This is a genomic window from Flagellimonas beolgyonensis, from assembly GCF_003992615.1.
GTDB lineage: Bacteria > Bacteroidota > Bacteroidia > Flavobacteriales > Flavobacteriaceae > Flagellimonas > Flagellimonas beolgyonensis.
In genome coordinates, this window is sequence record NZ_RZMY01000013.1 from 358,207 (window position 1) to 377,826 (window position 19,620).

General features: G+C 43.0%; 20 protein-coding genes and 1 other RNA gene. 15 read left to right on the top strand and 6 right to left on the bottom strand.

The annotated features are described in order from the left end of the window. Positions 1-11: 11 nt before the first annotated feature. Positions 12-110, bottom strand: an RNA gene (gene ffs, locus EO131_RS08340) — signal recognition particle sRNA small type. 97 nt (positions 111-207) lie between these two features. On the opposite strand from ffs, the gene EO131_RS08345 reads away from it, so the two are divergent. The 8 genes from EO131_RS08345 to EO131_RS08375 all read left to right on the top strand — a co-directional run bounded on the left by EO131_RS08345 (position 208) and on the right by EO131_RS08375 (position 7,053). Then, positions 208-1,251: a glutaminyl-peptide cyclotransferase gene (locus EO131_RS08345; protein ID WP_127020758.1), complete on the top strand. Its 1,044-nt coding sequence runs from the start codon at positions 208-210 to the stop codon at positions 1,249-1,251. After that, positions 1,251-1,649 carry an acyl-CoA thioesterase gene (locus EO131_RS08350; RefSeq protein WP_127020760.1) on the top strand — a complete coding sequence of 133 codons (399 nt, stop codon included), beginning with the start codon at positions 1,251-1,253 and terminating at the stop codon, positions 1,647-1,649. The genes EO131_RS08345 and EO131_RS08350 overlap by 1 nt, the downstream gene beginning before the upstream one ends. A 439-nt stretch (positions 1,650-2,088) precedes the next feature. Next, the gene (locus tag EO131_RS08355; RefSeq protein WP_127020762.1) at positions 2,089-2,823 is read left to right on the top strand and encodes a LytR/AlgR family response regulator transcription factor; all 735 of its coding nucleotides are present in this window, start codon (positions 2,089-2,091) and stop codon (positions 2,821-2,823) included. A 141-nt stretch (positions 2,824-2,964) separates the two neighbouring features. Continuing rightward, positions 2,965-3,138 (top strand): hypothetical protein, encoded by a 174-nt coding sequence (locus EO131_RS17130; protein ID WP_164731653.1) that lies wholly within the window; start codon positions 2,965-2,967, stop codon positions 3,136-3,138. After that, positions 3,116-3,379 (top strand): hypothetical protein, encoded by a 264-nt coding sequence (locus tag EO131_RS08360; protein WP_127020764.1) that lies wholly within the window; start codon positions 3,116-3,118, stop codon positions 3,377-3,379. Before EO131_RS17130 ends, EO131_RS08360 begins: the two co-directional genes overlap by 23 nt. A gap of 127 nt (positions 3,380-3,506) precedes the next feature. Then, a complete protein-coding gene (locus EO131_RS08365) occupies positions 3,507-5,549 on the top strand; it encodes a tetratricopeptide repeat-containing sensor histidine kinase (RefSeq protein ID WP_127020766.1) in 2,043 nt (680 codons plus the stop codon). A gap of 19 nt (positions 5,550-5,568) precedes the next feature. Then, positions 5,569-6,237 (top strand): response regulator transcription factor, encoded by a 669-nt coding sequence (locus EO131_RS08370; protein ID WP_127020768.1) that lies wholly within the window; start codon positions 5,569-5,571, stop codon positions 6,235-6,237. A 162-nt stretch (positions 6,238-6,399) separates the two neighbouring features. Further along, the gene (locus tag EO131_RS08375; RefSeq protein WP_127020770.1) at positions 6,400-7,053 is read left to right on the top strand and encodes a hypothetical protein; all 654 of its coding nucleotides are present in this window, start codon (positions 6,400-6,402) and stop codon (positions 7,051-7,053) included. Positions 7,054-7,073: 20 nt separating this feature from the next. Here the strand turns inward: EO131_RS08375 and glyA are convergent, their stop codons facing one another. After that, positions 7,074-8,348 carry a serine hydroxymethyltransferase gene (glyA, locus tag EO131_RS08380; RefSeq protein ID WP_127020772.1) on the bottom strand — a complete coding sequence of 425 codons (1,275 nt, stop codon included), beginning with the start codon at positions 8,346-8,348 and terminating at the stop codon, positions 7,074-7,076. A gap of 248 nt (positions 8,349-8,596) precedes the next feature. Between glyA and EO131_RS08385 the strand changes: the two genes are divergently transcribed. Beyond that, the gene (locus tag EO131_RS08385; protein WP_127020774.1) at positions 8,597-9,781 is read left to right on the top strand and encodes a hypothetical protein; all 1,185 of its coding nucleotides are present in this window, start codon (positions 8,597-8,599) and stop codon (positions 9,779-9,781) included. Positions 9,782-9,815: 34 nt separating this feature from the next. On the opposite strand, the gene ytxJ is transcribed toward EO131_RS08385, so the two are convergent. After that, on the bottom strand, positions 9,816-10,205 hold the full coding sequence (gene ytxJ, locus EO131_RS08390; protein WP_127020776.1) for a bacillithiol system redox-active protein YtxJ: 390 nt from the start codon (positions 10,203-10,205) through the stop codon (positions 9,816-9,818). Positions 10,206-10,347: 142 nt separating this feature from the next. Here ytxJ and clpB point away from each other — a divergent pair, with 142 nt between their 5' ends. After that, positions 10,348-12,948, top strand: coding sequence for an ATP-dependent chaperone ClpB (gene clpB / locus EO131_RS08395; RefSeq protein WP_127020778.1), 2,601 nt, complete (start codon positions 10,348-10,350; stop codon positions 12,946-12,948). Between the two features lie 122 nt (positions 12,949-13,070). After that, on the top strand, positions 13,071-13,667 hold the full coding sequence (locus tag EO131_RS08400) for a TetR/AcrR family transcriptional regulator (protein WP_127020780.1): 597 nt from the start codon (positions 13,071-13,073) through the stop codon (positions 13,665-13,667). 4 nt (positions 13,668-13,671) lie between these two features. On the opposite strand, the gene EO131_RS08405 is transcribed toward EO131_RS08400, so the two are convergent. Beyond that, positions 13,672-15,084, bottom strand: coding sequence for a PorP/SprF family type IX secretion system membrane protein (locus tag EO131_RS08405; RefSeq protein WP_127020782.1), 1,413 nt, complete (start codon positions 15,082-15,084; stop codon positions 13,672-13,674). Positions 15,085-15,158: 74 nt separating this feature from the next. On the opposite strand from EO131_RS08405, the gene EO131_RS08410 reads away from it, so the two are divergent. Next, entirely contained in the window at positions 15,159-15,680 is a 522-nt protein-coding gene (locus EO131_RS08410; RefSeq protein ID WP_127020784.1) for a SixA phosphatase family protein, read from the top strand. On the opposite strand, the gene EO131_RS08415 is transcribed toward EO131_RS08410, so the two are convergent. Then, complete coding sequence (locus tag EO131_RS08415; RefSeq protein WP_164731654.1) at positions 15,677-16,420, bottom strand: DUF6503 family protein; 744 nt, start codon at positions 16,418-16,420, stop codon at positions 15,677-15,679. The two genes, EO131_RS08410 and EO131_RS08415, sit on opposite strands and share 4 nt — an antisense overlap. A gap of 80 nt (positions 16,421-16,500) precedes the next feature. Between EO131_RS08415 and smpB the strand changes: the two genes are divergently transcribed. Beyond that, positions 16,501-16,962, top strand: coding sequence for an SsrA-binding protein SmpB (smpB, locus tag EO131_RS08420; RefSeq protein ID WP_127020788.1), 462 nt, complete (start codon positions 16,501-16,503; stop codon positions 16,960-16,962). Here smpB and EO131_RS08425 read toward each other — a convergent pair. Next, positions 16,959-17,600, bottom strand: coding sequence for a protein-L-isoaspartate(D-aspartate) O-methyltransferase (locus tag EO131_RS08425; protein WP_127020790.1), 642 nt, complete (start codon positions 17,598-17,600; stop codon positions 16,959-16,961). The genes smpB and EO131_RS08425 overlap by 4 nt on opposite strands. A 115-nt stretch (positions 17,601-17,715) precedes the next feature. Here EO131_RS08425 and EO131_RS08430 point away from each other — a divergent pair, with 115 nt between their 5' ends. Together EO131_RS08430 and EO131_RS08435 are read left to right on the top strand one after the other, a co-directional pair. Then, positions 17,716-18,681, top strand: coding sequence for a Gfo/Idh/MocA family protein (locus EO131_RS08430; protein WP_127020792.1), 966 nt, complete (start codon positions 17,716-17,718; stop codon positions 18,679-18,681). Positions 18,682-18,729: 48 nt separating this feature from the next. Further along, on the top strand, positions 18,730-19,617 hold the full coding sequence (locus tag EO131_RS08435) for a 3-hydroxyacyl-CoA dehydrogenase family protein (RefSeq protein WP_127020794.1): 888 nt from the start codon (positions 18,730-18,732) through the stop codon (positions 19,615-19,617). Positions 19,618-19,620 lie beyond the last annotated feature (3 nt).

Genomic DNA, 19,620 nt, shown 5'->3' on the forward strand with positions numbered 1-19,620 from the left:
TTGGGTACAAAAAAAGGCAAGCTACCTACATCGCACCGCTACGACCACATACCCTTGCTGCGTTCCCGCCCTGGGGGATTCTGCAGGAGCTGGTCGTGTAGGACTTGCCGACTGCAAATATACGGACTTTTAAATTTGTTGCAATCCCAATTCATTCTTAATTTCGGTGATCACGAAGAATTATCCATGAAACATGAATTTAGGACAATGGTGAAGCTGTTATCGATTTTTGGCGTATTGCTGTTCTTTTTGGCTTGTGGCGACAACGCCGACCCCGCCAAACAATTTTCCATTCAATTGGAAGAGAAAACCTTACAACAAAACCAACAAGTTGGGGTGAGTATCAAAAACCGGAAAAATCTCGAAATTTCCAATATCCATTATTTTGTGGATGAAAAGGAACTACCCGTCTCCGATGGAAAAATCACACTGGACCTCCCCACGTTGGGCAATAAGGTTCTGGTGGCACAATTTGACCTGGATGGACAACAACTGGAAATTGAGGAGAAAATACGCCTGCTTGCGCCAAATGCGCCCAGCGTGTATACCTATGATATTGTGAATACCTATCCACACGACACCAAGGCCTACACCCAAGGGTTGGAATTTCATGATGGGGTGCTTTACGAAGGCACCGGAAAAAGAGGGGAATCCACCATTCGAAAAGTAAACTTTGAAACCGGTGAGGTGTTGCAACAAATCGAATTGGACAACTCCATCTTTGGCGAAGGTATTACCGTGATGAACGGCAAGCTCTATCAATTGACCTGGCAAAGCGGGATGGGATTCGTTTACAATCTGGAAACTTTTAATAAAATCAAAAACTTCACCTATGGTGAAAGCCGCGAGGGTTGGGGACTTTGTAATGATGGCGAAAAGATCTTCAAAAGCGATGGCACCGAAAAAATCTGGTTTCTGGATCCCGAAACCTTGGAAGAACAAGGCCATATAGAGACCGCTACCAATAAATCCATCTTTAACAAGGCCAATGAACTGGAGTATGTGGATGGTAAAATCTATGCCAATGTATACCAATTCGAAAGTATGATGATCATTGATGCAACTTCAGGTGCCATCGAGGGGGTTGTCAATTTTGGTGGATTAAAAAGTCACGTGAAGAAGGGTCCGGACTGGGACGAAACCAATTCCGTGCTCAACGGAGTGGCCTATCATCCGGAGCGAAAAACACTGTTCGTAACTGGAAAGAACTGGGACAAGTTGTTCGAGGTAAAAATCTATCCCAAGGAATAATGGAGCGCTTCACCGAAACATTTGATGTGGTCGCGGAAGATTTGGATGAACTCAACCATGTGAACAACATCCGGTATATCGAGTGGATACAGGATATCTCCAAAAAGCATTGGCACCAAGTCACAACCGAAGCCATGCGCGCAACCATGGTCTGGGTAGTGCGCAACCACAACATTTCCTATTCCAAATCGGCCCTATTGGGCGACACTATTCAAATTTCAACCTATATTGAAAGCAACAAAGGCCCCATATCCACCAGAGTCGTGGAAATCTCCAATAAAATTTCGGGGGAGCTATTGGTTAAGGGCATAACGGAATGGTGCTTGTTGGATGCCCAAACCTTTCGACCCAAACGGGTCCCGGAAGAAGTCCAACAGTTGTTTGGCGGAAAATCGTAAACAAGCTATATTTCAATAGGTTATATCAATTCTACAACCTAAATCTCAAGGTTTTGTACCGTTCATCGAAATTTAGGACCTAAAACTGCAATTTGCCATTCCCAAATTTTGATTTTACCCCTTCAAATCGTAAACTGTAGTTAAAACCTAAAAACAACCCAAAAATATACCAACTTAACCCAAACAAAACTCCATTCATTTTTCGCCCTCAGACCTCTCAAACTAATTAAAGGCAAATACCGTTTCAGGTGCTGTTGCACCTACCAAAAATCAGCATGTTTTTTATCCTGCTTTGGTAATGGAATTTAACCTGTTAACGAAATTTTAAGAGGAATTGTAGGAAAATCATGCGATTCAGTAAGAAATCCATAGTTTTTTTAAGGGAAAACTGCAATGAGTTTTTTTTACCCCTTAGTAACTTGCAATCAGTAAATTGCACATGGAATACACCTACAACATCATCGATTCCAATGCAGCCTCAAAACTGCAGCTTCAGCTCTATCTTGAAGAGTATGAAGATTTGGTGTGTACAGGTGTGGCCACAAGTGCATCGGAAGGGCTGAATACCATATTAAAGTACAATCCCGATCTGATATTGATCAATTTGGGCGAGGAGGCCATGGACTATTTTCAAATGGTGACCGAACTTAGCCAGTATTTGCCGACAACACCATTGATCATTGGCTATGCACAATCCAAGCAATTTGCGTACAATGCCATTAAAAGCGGTTTTTTCGATTACTGGATCTTACCGCACAATGAGTTCGATATCCGTAAAACGATATTGCGCTTGCGAAAAAGACATCCAAAACAAGATATGCCGGCTACCATTTGCCTGAAATCATACAACGATTACCGGTATTTGGACACCAAGAACATCCTGTATTTAAAGTCGGACAACAACACCACCGATTTCTTTATGCGGGACGGCAGTGTGATCAGTGCCTTTAAGACCCTGAAATCATTTGAGGATACCCTACCCCCCTGCTTTATACGGATACACCAAAGCTATATTTTGAACAGCAGGTATGTATCCCGCATCAATTATGGTAAATCCATTTGTACACTGAACCACGGCCAAGAAGAGGACTTGCCGTTTTCCAAAACCTACCGCGACAAAATAGATGCACTGAAGGAGATGCTCTCCAAAACGGCCATTGGCGCCTCCAATTGATCAAATTCTATCAGTTTCCCGTAAAATTCTAGCAGAATTGCCCTGAATACTAAATTCCTGGGGCACTAACACAATAGGCTTAGGGCTCTTTCTAACTTGGCGTCATAAACCAAATTAATTAACACCCTAAACCTAATGATTATGAGAAAAGTACTAAGTATTTTGGCTTTGGCACTATTAACAGTTGGATTCTACTCCTGTGAGGCCGAAACAGATGTTCAGGATACCGAAGCGATGTTCCAGCAATTGCAAGTGGACCAGAATGCGACGGATGGCACTGAAACGGATTCTGATGGACGCGGCGCTGGTAATTGATGAAGGCCAAGTCAACTTGATGAAAAATAAACTAACATTTGTTTATCTTACTTTTGCATTATTTGGGGGTATTCTTCTCAATGAAGATGAATCATTGAGAGATGAAATCAAGCGAAAATCATTTTTGATTTCTGTGGAAGACTCCAAAAGTACCATGCCTGATCAATGGATAGGAAACGGCATTAAAACACAAGGTTTAATGCGACTGAAGAATAGTTCCAATGACACTCGTGATATGTAAATGAATGAACATACAAAGAACCTAGCCCCATTCTGTTAAACGTTTGGGGCTTTTTTGTTACTTTGAATTACTTACAAGATTTTCCGTATTGAAAAAAACTGGACTTATATTAATTGCATTAATCCTTTTGGCATGTTCAAACAAAAATCAAAAGGAGGAAGTGGCCACCAACCCTAAATTGGATTCTATTCAGCAATGGATCAACTTAGCTCAAAAAAGCAAAGATCTTTCGTTGGAAGATCGTACTTTTTATTTAAAAAAAGCCGAAAAAGAAGCGCTGACTCAAACTAACGACACCATTATTTTGGAACAGTTATCAAAAGTGACGTTGGAATACTATAAAATGAAAGATTCTCTGAACTTTCGACGAAGTAATAAAGTTTTGTTGGGAGTGGCCAGTAAAGCTAAAGCTTTTAAAATCGAGGGATATGCCCATTGGGATTTAGCGGAATTTCTTCAATTCAATGGAATTTTGGACAGTGCTTATTCTAATTATAGAAATGCATTAAGAAGCTTCGAACGTTTACCTGTTGATTCCACTTCGAAATCTCTTAAGGCTCGCATGTATTATGGTATGGCAAGAATCCAAGATTCGTATAAGGATTATTTGGGAGCAGAAACCAATGTAGCAATTGCACTAAAAATATTTGATGATTTGGGTGACAATGGCAGAATTTATAACTGTTACAATTTATTAGGAGTAGTTGCCGGAGGTTTGGGTAACAGTGTTAAATCTCTAGAATATTATGATAAGGCTCGAATAACCTTGGAATTGATGGAACCTTCCGAAAAAACGACACAATTAATCTGGCAAAACAAAAATAACACCACTAGTGTCTATTTGCGAAATGAAGATTATGACATGTCCAAAAAGCTTTATCAAGAATTACTTAAAAGCACCGATTTAAAGGAAAAAAAACCTGAACTATACTCGTTAGCTTTAGCGGGTTTGGCCTATTCTATTTTTAAGACCGACAAAGACTATGACAAAGTTGAGGCCTTGCTAAAGGAGTCCATTGAAGTAAATATTGAGTTTGGCAAAATCTATGATTTAGCTAGACCCAAACAGTTTTATGCAGAACTATTAGCCGCCAAGGGAGATACGACTCAAGCCATACAAAATGCCAAGGAATCATTTGCTATTGCCAAGGAAACTTACAACAATGATCGGTTATTGAATGCTTTGAGTTTATTAACAAATATAGACCCAAAAAATGCTGCTAAATATGCTAACGATTATTATACTTTAAACGAAACAATTCAAGAAGAGGAAAGGACCAAACGAGATAAATTTGCCAGAATCAGTTGGGAAACAGACCAAATCATTGAAGAAAACCAAGTGCTCACCGAAGAAAAGCAAATGTGGGCCGGTGCCGTGTTCGGGTTGGTCGTTTTTGGGTTTGCCTTTATCAGCATCGTGATCCTCTACATCAATAACAATAGGCTCAAATTCAAACAAAAACAACAGGAAAGCAACCAAGAGATCTACAACCTTATGCTATCCCAACAGGGCAAGTTTGAAGAAGGCAAACAACTGGAGCAAAAACGCATTTCCGAAGAACTGCACGATGGTATTTTGGGCGAAATGCTCGGCATCCGATTGATATTGAGCGGATTGAACGAACGCGAAGACATGGCCTCTGTGGCACAACGTGCCGATCTTATTGAAAAACTGAGAGGCGTGGAAGAAGAAATTCGGACCATTTCACACGAACTCAACAGCGCGGCTTATAAGAAATTTCATAACTTTATTGTCTCTTTGGAGGACATGATCGGGGACATCGAACAGTCTTCCGGAATAACCTGTTCTTTTACATACGATAACGAGGTAAGTTGGGACAATTTGTTGGGCGACATCAAGATCAATGCCTACCGAATTGTGCAGGAAGCCCTTAAAAACTGTATCAAACATGCCGAAAGTCAGCGCGTGACCATCAACTTTCAACAGGTCGGGGACAATTTACAATTGACCATAGCCGACGATGGGGTCGGGTTCGACGTGAACAAAGGAAGAAAGGGCATTGGATTGAAAAATATCATATCCAGAACCAAAAAAGTAAAGGGAACGGTTGATATTGATAGCAAAAAAGGAACTGGAACCACTATTACGGTGACCATTCCAGCCAGATTTATCGAGTTGAATGTGATGGAGCAAACAGCAAACGCCTAAATCTATATAAAATAACCGCATGAAAACATTGAGAATATTGGCAATAGACGACCACGAAATGACGATGCTCGGGTATAAATTTATCCTTGAGGGCATTAAGTTTGATGGGTACAATATTATTGTCGATACCGCAACAACCTACGAAACCGGTAAAAAGTTGATCGAGGATTCCGTCAACTCTTTTAAGTACGATATCCTCTTTTTGGATGTACAATTGTTTGCCCCAAACGAAGATCAGCCCCATTCCGGGGAGGATCTGGGCATCTTGGCCCGTAAAATAGTGCCCGAGAGCAAAATTGTCTTCATGTCGTCCTTTAGCGACAACTTCAGGATCAACAGCATTTTAAAGGCCGTAGATCCAGATGGCTATTTGGTAAAAACCGACATCGACCCCAAGACCTTGGAAGATGCCGTTAAAACCATTGTGCAGAACCCACCGTATTATTCCTCCAAAGCGCTTTCCGCCATTCGCAAGAAAATGGCCAACGATATTGATTTGGATGAAAAAGACAAACAGATTTTATACCACCTTTCCAAAGGAACCAAGAACAAGGATCTGGAAAAATACATTCGTTTGTCGCCCTCTTCCATTGAAAACCGAAAGCGGCATTTAAAGACCCTTTTTGGCACCGAAAATGAGAACGACCTAGCACTTATTCTTGCGGCCAAAAATCGCGGCTTTATTTAACATTTATGACCGTTTGACCATTTTTGTAGTGTCTTGGTTTAATTTCTTGACATCAAAACCTTACAATTGGGGAAAATCCGCAGAATTTTTAAGGATTTCCTGCAATCCCATAAAAAAGATTCATTCTAATTTTAAGGTGGAAAAGAAATTATACCAGAAAACATGTCGTTTCCCAACAAGCCCAACAATTGGATAAATGGTGGTGGAAAAATTTTTGAGGCCGCCAACGGACTGGATACCTTCCTAAAAATCTTGGAGAGGGATTTTTTTGCATCCGTTAAGGTGAAATGCAAATACAACAATGTGGAGAACCGGGCCGATTTAATTCTGGACCTCTATCTCAATTTCGGGATTGTGGACTGTTTGCGGCATTTCAATCAAGGTAATTGGGGCGATGATTCCTTTTCCAAGGAAAGCAGTGAAAATATTACAGCATCGTTGACCAGTGCCTTGGAACATTTAAATGTACAGAACAGCCATAACATAGATATCCTGGAGATGTCGTTCCATTTTAAGGAAACCTCCATTGTGGTGACAAGGCTTTACCATCAAAGTATAGCAGAACAAATCGGGAAAGTCCTTTACAAAATAGGCTGTCATTTCGTGTATTTCACCAAAGGGCTAACGGAAATGCCCTATGAAATATTTGTTCCCGTTTTTGAGGACACCATGTTTGGAAAAGCCCCGGAACAGCAGCAATCGGGCTATTTTGACTATTGGGGCCTTTATTTCGATGAGGCCCAACAGCACAAGGCAATGATCTATTCCTTGGAGAAACGGAAACTACAGGAAGAAGATCTTTTCCTGTTTGAATAAAACATAAGCTCCCTTACATACTAAGCACTGAACAAAGGTCTCGATTTCATTAAATCGTTGACCTTTTGTTTTATTTGGGCGATTTTCTTTTCATTGCCGGCATCCATCAATACTTCGTCGATAAAACCAACAATCGTTTCCATATCGGCCTCCTTCAATCCCCTAGTGGTTATGGCAGGTGTACCAAATCGGATACCCGAGGTAATGAAGGGCGATTGGGTGTCAAAAGGCACCATGTTCTTGTTGGCGGTAATAGCGGCAAGCTCCAATGCTTTTTCCGCGTCTTTACCAGTGATGTTTTTGTTACGAAGATCGATCAACATCATGTGGTTGTCGGTACCGCCGGAGATTACTTTGTAATCCCTAGCTACAAATGCCTTGGCCATGGCTTCGGCATTCTTCTTTACTTGGATCATATAATGCAAAAAGTCGTCGGTCAACGCTTCACCAAATGCTATGGCCTTGGCGGCAATAATGTGCTCCAAAGGGCCGCCCTGGTTACCGGGGAATACCGCAAGATCCAACAATCCGGACATTTTTCGTAATTCACCGTTCTTCAATTTGATACCGAAGGGGTTATCAAAGTTTTCACCCATCATGATCAATCCACCGCGCGGTCCACGCAACGTTTTGTGGGTAGTGGTGGTCACAATATGGCAATGTGGAATGGGGTCGTTCAAAATGCCCTTGGCGATCAAACCGGCAGGGTGTGAGATATCGGCCACCAAAATCGCATTGACGCTATCGGCAATCTCTCGGAATCGTTTAAAATCCATGTCGCGCGAATAGGCAGAAGCACCTGCAATGATCAAATTGGGTTTTTCACGCTCAGCAATTTCCTGAATGGTTTCATAGTTCAACATTCCGGTTTCTTCCTCCACCCCATAAAATGCAGTTTTGTACAATTTTCCAGAGAAGTTGACGGGAGATCCATGGGTCAAATGACCACCATGGGCCAAGTCAAATCCCAAAATCTTATCTCCAGGATTCAAACAGGCGTGGTAAACCGAGGCATTGGCTTGCGAACCAGAGTGTGGCTGCACGTTGGCATACGCTGCTCCGAACAGTTCCTTGGCTCGGTCAATGGCCAATTGTTCCACTTGGTCCACGATCTCGCATCCTCCATAATAGCGTTTACCGGGGTATCCTTCGGCATATTTGTTGGTCAGTACCGATCCTGCAGCTTCCATTACCTGTGGGCTGGTAAAGTTTTCTGAAGCGATAAGTTCTATACCTTCAATCTGTCTTTCCTTTTCCTGTGCTATCAATTCGAAAATCTCGAGGTCTCTTTGCATTGCCATCAAATTTAATAAGCGGTAAAAGTACAAATTGAAAGGGGAATTGTATCCAAAAAAAACAGAATGGCCAGCAATTTTATCAAACGGAAATCAACAATTTCGATAACAGGTAAAATGACCCGAAAAGCCCTGAAATTGAAGCTTTTTGCCGATGATATACTACTGTTCAACCTTTTTCGTTAATACAATGTGGTTTTTTGGCACAGCTCTTGAACCCACATCAACAACCAATAAAATCGACGACCATGAAAAAAGTTTTACTCTTAACCGCAATTTTGATGTTGGCCGCCTGTGGCGGTGTCAAAAAGACCCAAGAGGCTTTGAACACCGGTAAATATACCACGGCCATGAACAAGGCCATTAAAAATTTGGCCGAGAACAAGACCAAAAAGGGCAATCAGGAATATATAACCCTATTGGAGGAGGCTTTTGCCAAAAACACCGATCGGGAGCTTCAGGAAATTGCTTTTTTGCAAAATGATGGCAATCCGGCCAACTTGGAGAAAATTTACAACAAGTATTTACAGTTGAAAAATACGCAAGAGCGCATCAAACCTTTGTTGCCACTTTTCATCAACGAAGAAGGCAGGGAGGCCCGCTTCGATTTTGTGAATTATGACAATAGAATTTTAAATACCAAGGACGATCTTTCGGAGCATTTGTATGAAAGCGCCAGCAACCTTTTGGCCAGTGCCAAGTACAAAGCCGATTATAGAGCGGCCTACGACGACCTTAAGTATTTACAAGAGATCAATCCCGGTTATAGGGAAACCGTTGCCAAAATGGATGAGGCCTACAACAAAGGCTTGGAGTATGTTCGTGTTAAAATTGGCAACCAAACCCAACAGATCATCCCGGAACGTTTGGAAAAGGAGTTATTGGACTTCAATGCCTTTGGCATCGACAACTTTTGGTTGCAGTACCATACAAATCCTCTAAAGAACATCAAATACGATTACGCCATGAACGTTGATTTTATGGAAATCAATGTTTCTCCAGAACGAGTGAACGAAACCCAGATCATTAAGGAAAGGCAGATCAAGGATGGTTGGGAGTATTTGTTGGACAACGATGGTAATGTGGTGAAAGATAGTTTGGGCAACAAAATAAAGGTGGACAAAATGCGCACGGTAACCTGCAAGTTTTTCCAATTTACCCAAACCAAGAGTGCACAGATCGGCGCCAAGGTAAGTTTTACCGATTTGAAGAACGGACAGGAAATCAACTCCTATCCCCTTTCCAGCCAATTTGTGTTCGAACACATTTTCGCCAACTATCAAGGGGACCAACGCGCTTTGGACGATGATCTTTTGGTGTATTTGAATGCTAGGGAAGTTCCTTTCCCCACCAACGAGCAAATGGTGTACGACGCCGGTGAGGACCTCAAGGCGAGACTCAAGGGCATTGTTTCACAATACCAGTTCAACTAAAATATTCAGCCCCGACGAAAGCCGGGGCTTTTTTTTAAAGCTTATCTCCCAAATTGGTGTCGGCAATGCCTCCATGGGAGGTATGAAAGGTAACCTCACCCTGTTTTACCACCAACAACTGAGGCGACTCATGCCGAATACCAAATCGTTCGGCTATCCCATTGGAAATGTCCCTATGCGACTGTATGGTCAAAAAATAGAGGTCGCAGTTCCAGTTAATATCATAAGAATCCTTGAACATTTTGAGCACCACCCTACTAATGCCACACGTACTGGAATGTTTAAGTATCACCTGTGGGCGTTCTTGCGAAAGCTCTTTTATCGTTTCCAATTGCGCTAAGGATTCCAACGGAATCCATGGTAATTGTGCTTTTTGCTCTGCTGTTTGGTCTCTCTTTCCAAAGACCCTGTCAAATATTCCCATAGTACAAATTTAAGGGGTAAGTCGCGGTTCTTCAAAAAGCTTACAACTGACGAAATGTCCTGTAATTAAAGGAATTGCACGACATTTTGACGGTGTTTGGCCTATGGTAGGGTTGTTGTCATCCTACAGAAAAAAAACGACCATGAACTTTAACAATTTTACAATAAAATCACAAGAAGCCATTCAAAGGGCCCAACAATTGGCCCAAGAATTAGGGCATCAACAAATTGAAAACGAGCACCTGTTCAAGGCCATTGCCGAAGTGGACGAAAACGTGATGCCATTCATTTTGAAAAAATTGAACGTCAATGTCAACTTGCTCAATCAAATCTTGGATAAAGAACTGCAAAGCTTTGCCAAAGTGTCCGGTGGCGACATTATGTTGTCCCGTGAGGCCGGAAAAACAGTGAACGAAGCCAGTATTGTTGCCAAAAACATGGGCGATGAGTTCGTTTCCGTGGAGCATTTGCTGTTGGCCATTTTTAAATCCAAAAGCAAGATTGCCCAGATCCTTAAGGATCAAGGCGTAACCGAAAAAGATTTGAATGCAGCCATTCAAGAGTTGCGAAAAGGCGGAAAGGTAACCTCCCAAAGTGCAGAGGAAACCTACAACTCTCTGGACAAATATGCCAAAAACCTCAACCAGTTGGCAGATAGCGGCAAGTTAGATCCCGTAATCGGCAGGGACGAGGAAATCCGAAGGGTATTGCAGATCTTATCCAGACGGACCAAGAACAACCCCATGTTGGTCGGTGAACCCGGTGTTGGTAAAACCGCTATTGCCGAAGGATTGGCACACCGTATCGTTCAGGGCGATGTTCCTGAAAACTTAAAGGACAAGGTTATTTATTCCCTGGATATGGGTGCATTGATCGCCGGTGCGAAATACAAAGGTGAGTTTGAAGAGCGATTGAAAGCCGTAATCAAGGAAGTAACCTCATCGGACGGAAACATTGTATTGTTTATTGATGAGATCCACACCTTGGTGGGTGCTGGAGGTGGCCAAGGTGCCATGGATGCCGCCAACATCCTGAAACCGGCCTTGGCACGGGGGGAACTTAGGGCCATCGGTGCCACCACTTTGGATGAATACCAAAAATATTTTGAAAAGGACAAGGCCTTGGAACGCCGATTCCAAAAGGTATTGGTGGACGAACCCGATACCGAAAGTGCCATCTCCATTTTAAGGGGGATCAAGGAAAAATATGAGAACCACCATAAAGTGCGTATTAAAGATGAGGCTGTAATCGGTGCCGTGGAGTTGTCACAGCGCTACATCACCAACCGATTCTTGCCCGACAAGGCGATTGACCTAATGGACGAGGCAGCTTCCAAACTGCGCATGGAAATCAACTCCAAACCTGAGGAACTCGATGTTTTGGACCGTAAGATCATGCAGTTGGAAATTGAAATCGAAGCCATCAAACGGGAAGATGACCAGGCCAAATTGAAAACCTTGAACCTAGAATTGGCCAACCTTAAGGAAGACCGCAACGAGATCTTTGCCAAATGGGAAAGTGAGAAAAGCGTAGTGGACAATATCCAGAAAACCAAGGAGGATATTGAAAACTTCAAACTGGAAGCCGAACGCGCCGAGCGGAACGGGGATTATGGCAAGGTAGCCGAGTTGCGCTATGGAAAAATAAAGGAAGCCCAAGAAAAATTGGACACTCTCCAAGATGAGCTGGCCAAACAGCAAAGCGCCGGAACCTTGATCAAAGAAGAGGTTACCTATGAGGACATTGCCGAAGTAGTGGCCAAATGGACAGGAATACCCGTGACCAAGATGATGCAGAGTGAAAGGGAAAAACTCTTGAAATTGGAGGACGTGCTTCACCAACGTGTTATCGGACAAGACGAGGCCATTACCGCGGTATCGGATGCCATTCGCAGAAGTCGCGCCGGTTTGCAAGATGCCAAAAAACCGATTGGTTCCTTCCTGTTTTTAGGGACCACAGGTGTGGGTAAAACCGAGTTGGCCAAAACATTGGCAGCCTATCTGTTCGACGATGAAAACGCCATCACCCGAATCGATATGAGCGAATACCAGGAACGCCATTCCGTAAGCCGTTTGGTAGGAGCACCTCCAGGATATGTAGGTTATGACGAGGGTGGCCAATTGACTGAAGCCGTGCGAAGAAAGCCGTATTCCGTGGTTTTGTTGGATGAAATCGAAAAAGCTCACCCAGATACTTTCAATATTCTGCTTCAAGTGCTGGATGAAGGAAGATTGACGGATAACAAAGGACGAGTGGCAGACTTCAAGAACTGTATTATCATTATGACCAGTAACATGGGAAGTGATATCATCCAAGAGAAGTTTGATGGTGCCGTGGACATAGAAAGTGCATCGGAAGCAGCCCGGGTTGAAGTGCTCAGCTTATTGCGCAAGACCATACGACCGGAATTCTTGAACCGAATCGATGACATCATTATGTTCGCACCGTTGAACAAAAAGGATATTAAGGATATTGTGGGCCTACAGTTGAACGGATTGAAAAAAATGCTGGCCAAACAGCACATTACCTTGGATGCCACCCCGGAAGCCATCGACTATTTGGCCGAAAAAGGTTACGATCCACAATATGGTGCAAGACCGGTGAAACGATTGATCCAGAAGGAAGTACTGAACAGCCTTTCCAAAGAACTGCTGGCCGGAAAAATTAAGACGGACAGTATTGTGCTCTTGGATTCGTTTGACGATGAACTGGTTTTCAGAAATCAGGATGAATTGGTGAAGTAAGATAAGTGACATTAAAAATGAAGCCCTTGTTTGTTAAAAGCAAGGGCTTTAACTTTTAAAAATACCATACAGTATCTGTTTTTTTATATCTTCGTTTTACCCAACGCCAACCCTTTACCACAATGACCAAAAAAGCAGAACGGACCACCGCCTATATCATTGAAACGGTGGCGCCCATTTTCAACAGACACGGATACATCGGCACCAGTATGAGCGACCTTACGGAAGCTACCGGACTTACCAAAGGGGCCATTTATGGTAATTTTGAGAATAAGGAAGCTCTGGCCTTATCGGCTTTTGAATATAACCGAAACGTTTTGTTGGGTACCATAGATGAAAAATTGGCCGTCGAAAGTGGTGCGCTCGACAAGCTTTATTCACTTATCCAATTTTACAAGCAATACGATGTGTTCACCTTGCCAATGGGAGGATGCCCCATATTGAACGTTGGCGTGGACGCTCAGGGCAACAACAAATTATTGGCTGCCGCCGTAAAAGAAACCATCAAGGATATTGAAGGTAAAATTGCCTTGGTACTGGAAAATGGAGCCAACACGCGGGAAATTCATTTGCCCGTTCCGCCTTTGCAGTTTGCCAAACAATTGTTTACCATGATCCAAGGTGCCGTGGCCATGAGCACCATGACGCGCGACCGCAAATATTTGATCAACACCCTCACCTATTTGGAGCATTTGGTTCGACAGGAAATAAAAAAATGACCTTTTAATTTCCTTTCACCCTAAAAATCCAGGTCTTGTCGGCGTATTTGCCAAAAAATTGGCTATCTCTAGCCTTTCGAGCCTCACCCATGGTGTTGTACCGTTCCAGATACACATAGTTGTACTTATTGAGCTTACGATAAAAGGATTTGGGCTCCAACCCTTTTTCCCTTAGCGTCTTCATAAAGTTATCAAAGTACTTTTTGGTGCCATATACATTTGCGATCAAATAAAACCCGGGCTCCAGGCCTTCTTCATTTTCTACTTCCTCATATTTCTCATTGGGTCGAAGTTCTACTTTTTGGGCTTGTAATTGTGCAATACTATCCTTCTGTCTTTGGAGGTTTACTCGATCAATACTATCTTTTTTTCGTTGTGCGGCCAAAAGTTCCGCTTCACGTTGCAGCAGGGCAATACTGTCTTTTTCTCTTTGCAGTTGGGCTGCCCGTTCCATTTCAAGTGCGTTGTCTTCCTCTGTTTCTGGTTCTTCTTCGACCTTGATTTGTCGGTTGGATTTGCCAAAATGATAAGATGCGATCAGTTCCAACGTAGGATCCTTTTCGTCCAAAGAAGCATCGGTGCCAAACTCCACAAGTCCACCGATGGAAAACGATTTGGCCAACGTAATGCCAACGCCGCCCGAGGGACCATAAAAACTGTTATACCCCCCCTGAACCCAAAAATAGGGGGTCGAGAAAAGGCCATTGAGTCCGTACTGGGTGTCACCATCTGGAATGGATTTTATATAGGCAACAGGCCTTATGATGCTCCGACCTTGACTTTCAAACAATGAAACCGGGATATCTTGGCTTACTGTTCCCATAAAAGTCTTGAAATAATCGTTGTTACCGGCATCATCACCCGATAAAATAAACCCAAATGCATTTTCAAAGGCAATACCGATACCGGTTTGATGGACCATCAATCGCAAACCAGGGGAAAATTGCATCCTGAAATTTTTATAATCTTCCAAAACAATGGGATCCAACCCGCTATTGGACACAAATTGTTCATCAGCCAAGGTCTCCTGAAAGGCATACATATTCAAACCTGCCATAAAACGGATGTTTTCGGCCAATTCCACAGTCTGGGCAAAGTTGATGTTTCCACCCGTATAGAGAAAGATTCCGGTGTTATGCTGCAGAAAACCCAATCCAACGATGGAAGCATCGCCAATTTGATGAGTGTAATTGGCAAATAGTGTTGTGGGATCTCCATCTAGGGTCTGCCATTGCCAGCGCGTCCAAACAGAAAATGCGTTGGGGTTGTTCCAATCAACAGCAAATGCCGGGTTCAATAAACTTGCATTGAACTGGGTAAGGTTATGCTGCCTAAAATCGGGTGGCAAAGCCACTTCCTGCCCCCAAGCAATAAACCCCAAAAAGGCCCCAAGTAAAGAAACCAGACTTTTTCGCATAATGGAAAATCAAAATTAAACGTTACTTTTAAAACAGATTTATAAAATCCACGGGAACCTTTTACCTATCAACTATGCGAACCATCAAACCATTGATTGCCCTAGCAATTTTAATCGTTGGAAGTATCAGCTGCAAAAAAGATACGAAAAATGTAGAACCTATTGTGTCCACATTTTATTTTATTCGCCATGCGGAAAAGGACAGGACGGACCCTGAAAATCCCGACCCCGAACTCAATCAAGACGGTTTGAACAGAGCCATTAAATGGGCGGAAGTGTTCGACCCCATTCCTTTGGACGTGATCTACTCCACCAATTACGAGCGTACCTCCATGACAGCCGCCCCTACTTCGGTGAAGAAAAACATTGATATCAAATATTACGACCCCAGGACTTTGGACATCGAAGCATTAAAGCTAGAAAATGACGGGAAAAATGTCTTGGTGGTAGGCCATAGCAATACCACTCCGGTATTGGTAAACAAAATGATCGGGGTTGAAAAATATGAGCAAATGGACGACAATGACAACAGTAGTCTTTTCATTGTGCGCCTCATCGATGGCGTTCCCACCGACATCCGTCTGAAAATGGACTAGTCTTTCGCTACCTGGATATCGGTCAATTCAATTTTTGACAACAACTCCAGTTCCCCTTTATCAAAAAGCTGCCCGATTTCCAAGATGGCGGTACCTTCATTTTTTGGCTTGTAGTTTTCATAATCCACGAACCGGATGCCGTTCACATACCGTTCGTTATACGCTTTTCGGAAACGTTGTCCACCTCCGTTCACCTGAAAGTCATACGCCAAATATTCAGGTTTAAAAGTTTCTGTATCAAACCAATACAAGTATATATCATCAAAATCATCACCACCGCCAGCTTGGTCAAAAGTCACCTTCACCTTATAATAGTCCTTCCCGCCAATGGTTTCTTTCCCCAGAAGTTCCTTGTTGACCGCCGCATCGTTGAGTCCGTAGGGCAATCGCGCAAAATAATGTACTGAGTTTACGGAGTTGCCATACCGCACTGCCATGGAGTCGGGAACAGAGACCAATGAATCGTTTACATAACGTTCAAAATCGTTTCCGTTCTTTACATCGGTTATGGTTACAGAATCCAATTGAAATGTGCGTTTTAATACCTTTTTTCCATTGGTGTTCCCAGAAGTATAAGTCCTGTCCCTGAAAACAAAGGAGGTCGCATGGGAATTGTACAGTTCCCCACCACTATCTGCAATGGCGTTATCCACGATTTGTTGTGCCGTTAACTCTTCTTTTGGCTCAATTTTACATGCCATGGCCACTACTGCCATCAATCCAATCACTATTCGTTTCATATGGGAGGTTTTGTTCTTATTCGTAATTTCTGGCATAACATTACAATTTTCTTGCTCAAGAGTTTATACTTTTGCCAACGATGCAGCAAAATATCAACATAAAAAACAAAAGGGCCCGATTTGATTATGAAATCTTGGATACCTACACCGCCGGAATCGTGTTGGGAGGTACCGAAATCAAATCCATTCGGTTGGGCAAGGCCAACCTATCCCAGAGTTTTTGCGAATTTAATGACAAAGGGGAACTTTTTGTAATAAACATGAATATTGATGAATATAGTCATGGTAATTATTACAATCACCGACCCAAAGCCGAGCGCAAATTGCTGTTGAACAAACGGGAGCTCAAAAAACTGCGAAAAGAAGTCACCACCACGGGGTTGACCATTGTTCCATTAAACCTTTTTATCAACGACCGGGGATTGGCCAAAATAAATATTGCCTTGGCCAAGGGTAAAAAATTGTACGACAAAAGGGAGACCATTAAAGATCGTGACAGCAAGCGCAACCTGGACCGCGTCAAAAAAAGTTTCAACAACTAATTTTTATCTTCCAACAGCGGAACAAAGCGAAAAGCGCCCAACTCCTGTTTTTCAAATTCCTTTTCCGACTTTCTGAGATATAAGGTCATTACTTGTTCAGCCACCCCCACAGGGATTACCAATCGGCCGCCAACTTTAAGTTGGGACAACAATGCTTTTGGAACTTCAGGTGCCCCAGCGGTAACGATGATTCCATCAAATGGAGCCTCTTCGGGCAATCCTTTGTACCCATCTCCAAAAATGACTTTTTTGGGCCGATAGTTCATCTTGGCAAAGAACAATTTGGTCTTTTTGAACAGTTCCTGTTGGCGTTCAATCGTATAGACCTTGGCCTTTAAATGCAACAATACCGCGGTTTGATAACCGCTTCCCGTTCCTATTTCCAAGATCTTGTCGTTGGGCTTCACCTGCAACAGTTCAGTTTGAAAAGCAACCGTATAGGGTTGGGAAATGGTCTGATCAGCACCTATGGGAAACGCCTTGTCCTGATAGGCATGATCCTCGAAACCACTGTCCAAAAACAAGTGCCGTGGAATAGTCCGAATGGCATTCAACACCTTAGTGTCCGAAATTCCCTTGGCCTCAACAATCTCGGCCAATTTATTGCGCATACCCCTATGCTTGTGCGTATCCTTCATGGTCATTGGTCTGGTCCACGAATTTAAAAAGTTCCACAAGAATTATCTGCCAGTTCCCTTCTATTTTTTATGGAATAGTGGCACCATATCCGTATTTTTGGCAAAAACACGGACTATGTTAAAAGTTGGTGTCCTGGGTGCGGGACATTTGGGAAAAATTCACCTTAGGCTCTTAAACCAATCGGAAAAATATGAACTCGTAGGGTTTTATGACCCGGACGAAATCAACGCCAAAAAGGTAGCCCTTGAATTTGGCTATACCTTTTTTGAAAATATCAACACCTTGATCGATGCAGTGGATGTGGTGGATATTGTAACCCCTACCCTTTCGCACTACGATTGTGCCAAAAAGGCCATCGCGAAAGGGAAGCACATTTTTATTGAAAAACCGATCACCAATACCCTCGAAGAAGCCGAAGAAATCCTTGAACTGACCAAAAAACATGGCATTAAGGGCCAAGTGGGCCATGTGGAGCGCTTCAACCCTGCTTTTTTGGCCGTAAAGGACAAAATCGAGAATCCAATGTTCATTGAGACCCATCGGTTGGCCGAGTTCAATCCTAGGGGTACGGATGTGCCCGTAGTCCTTGATTTAATGATCCACGATATTGATGTGATCTTGAGCGTGGTACCATCGAAAGTAAAACAGATCAATGCCAGTGGTGTTTCCGTGATCAGTAGCTCGCCCGATATTGCCAACGCCCGTATCGAGTTCGAGAATGGCTGTGTGGCCAATTTGACTTCGAGCCGCATATCGTTGAAAAACATGCGAAAATCCCGATTTTTTCAAAAGGACGCTTACATCTCCGTGGATTTTCTGGAGAAAAAGGTGGAAGTGGTCAAAATGAAGGATGCCCCTGAACAACCTGGTGACTTTGATATGATCCTTCAAAATGCCGAAGGGGAGAAAAAACAGATCTATTTTGAGAATCCCGAAATCGATGTGAACAATGCCATTTTGGATGAGTTGGAAACCTTTGCCGATGCCATCAACCAAGATACCACGCCCGTTGTTACTTTGGAGCAAGGTACCAATGCCCTTCGAGTGGCCCTTCAGATCATAGAATCATTTAATCAATAAAATTTCATCAGTTCGAGCGCAATCGAGAACGAGAAAATAAAAAATACCATGAAGAATATAGCAGTTATCGGTGCAGGGACGATGGGTAACGGAATTGCCCACGTTTTTGCCCAAAATGGTTTCAAAGTGAACCTCATCGATATTTCACAAGCATCCTTGGACAGAGGCCTCGCCACCATCACCAAAAATTTGGACCGAATGTTGGCCAAAGAGGTGATCGATCAAAACCAAAAAGAAGGTACACTGTCCAACATCACCACCTTTACCGAGATGAAAAAAGGTGTGGCAGATGTGGATTTGGTTGTTGAAGCTGCAACGGAGAACTTGGATATCAAATTAAAGATTTTCAGGGATTTGGATGAAACCTGTGACTCAAAGACCATTTTGGCCACCAATACTTCCTCCATCTCCATCACCCAGATTGCCGCGGCCACCAAACGGCCCGAAAAAGTAATCGGGATGCACTTCATGAACCCCGTTCCGATCATGAAATTGGTGGAGATCATTCGCGGGTACAGTACTTCGGACGAAGTAACCAAGACCATTATGGAGTTGTCCAAAAAACTGGGCAAGACCCCTACGGAAGTGAACGATTACCCCGGATTTGTAGCCAATCGGATTTTGATGCCCATGATCAACGAAGCCATAGAAACGTTATACAATGGTGTGGCTGGCGTACAAGAAATAGATACCGTGATGAAATTGGGAATGGCCCACCCCATGGGTCCCCTACAATTGGCCGACTTTATTGGGTTGGATGTGTGCCTTTCCATTTTGAACGTAATGTACGATGGCTTCAAAAACCCCAAATATGCTCCTTGTCCCCTATTGGTGAACATGGTGATGGCCGGAAAATTGGGTGTAAAATCCGGAGAAGGATTCTACGATTATTCCGAATCCCGAAAAGCGGAAAAGGTATCGGCACAATTCAATTAGGAC

Excerpts from the sequence above, each read along its gene's own strand:
- EO131_RS08435 (WP_127020794.1), top strand. The coding sequence starts at position 18,730 with ATGAAGAATATAGCAGTTATCGGTGCAGGGACGATGGGTAACGGAATT.
- EO131_RS08370 (WP_127020768.1), top strand. The coding sequence starts at position 5,569 with ATGAAAACATTGAGAATATTGGCAATAGACGACCACGAAATGACGATG.
- EO131_RS08400 (WP_127020780.1), top strand. The coding sequence starts at position 13,071 with ATGACCAAAAAAGCAGAACGGACCACCGCCTATATCATTGAAACGGTG.
- EO131_RS08430 (WP_127020792.1), top strand. The coding sequence starts at position 17,716 with ATGTTAAAAGTTGGTGTCCTGGGTGCGGGACATTTGGGAAAAATTCAC.
- EO131_RS08375 (WP_127020770.1), top strand. The coding sequence starts at position 6,400 with ATGTCGTTTCCCAACAAGCCCAACAATTGGATAAATGGTGGTGGAAAA.
- EO131_RS08345 (WP_127020758.1), top strand. The coding sequence starts at position 208 with ATGGTGAAGCTGTTATCGATTTTTGGCGTATTGCTGTTCTTTTTGGCT.
- EO131_RS08385 (WP_127020774.1), top strand. The coding sequence starts at position 8,597 with ATGAAAAAAGTTTTACTCTTAACCGCAATTTTGATGTTGGCCGCCTGT.
- EO131_RS08425 (WP_127020790.1), bottom strand. The coding sequence starts at position 17,600 with ATGAAGGATACGCACAAGCATAGGGGTATGCGCAATAAATTGGCCGAG.
- EO131_RS08350 (WP_127020760.1), top strand. The coding sequence starts at position 1,251 with ATGGAGCGCTTCACCGAAACATTTGATGTGGTCGCGGAAGATTTGGAT.
- clpB (WP_127020778.1), top strand. The coding sequence starts at position 10,348 with ATGAACTTTAACAATTTTACAATAAAATCACAAGAAGCCATTCAAAGG.
- EO131_RS08360 (WP_127020764.1), top strand. The coding sequence starts at position 3,116 with ATGGACGCGGCGCTGGTAATTGATGAAGGCCAAGTCAACTTGATGAAA.
- EO131_RS08415 (WP_164731654.1), bottom strand. The coding sequence starts at position 16,420 with ATGAAACGAATAGTGATTGGATTGATGGCAGTAGTGGCCATGGCATGT.
- ytxJ (WP_127020776.1), bottom strand. The coding sequence starts at position 10,205 with ATGGGAATATTTGACAGGGTCTTTGGAAAGAGAGACCAAACAGCAGAG.
- EO131_RS17130 (WP_164731653.1), top strand. The coding sequence starts at position 2,965 with ATGAGAAAAGTACTAAGTATTTTGGCTTTGGCACTATTAACAGTTGGA.
- glyA (WP_127020772.1), bottom strand. The coding sequence starts at position 8,348 with ATGCAAAGAGACCTCGAGATTTTCGAATTGATAGCACAGGAAAAGGAA.
- EO131_RS08410 (WP_127020784.1), top strand. The coding sequence starts at position 15,159 with ATGCGAACCATCAAACCATTGATTGCCCTAGCAATTTTAATCGTTGGA.
- EO131_RS08355 (WP_127020762.1), top strand. The coding sequence starts at position 2,089 with ATGGAATACACCTACAACATCATCGATTCCAATGCAGCCTCAAAACTG.
- smpB (WP_127020788.1), top strand. The coding sequence starts at position 16,501 with ATGCAGCAAAATATCAACATAAAAAACAAAAGGGCCCGATTTGATTAT.
- EO131_RS08405 (WP_127020782.1), bottom strand. The coding sequence starts at position 15,084 with ATGCGAAAAAGTCTGGTTTCTTTACTTGGGGCCTTTTTGGGGTTTATT.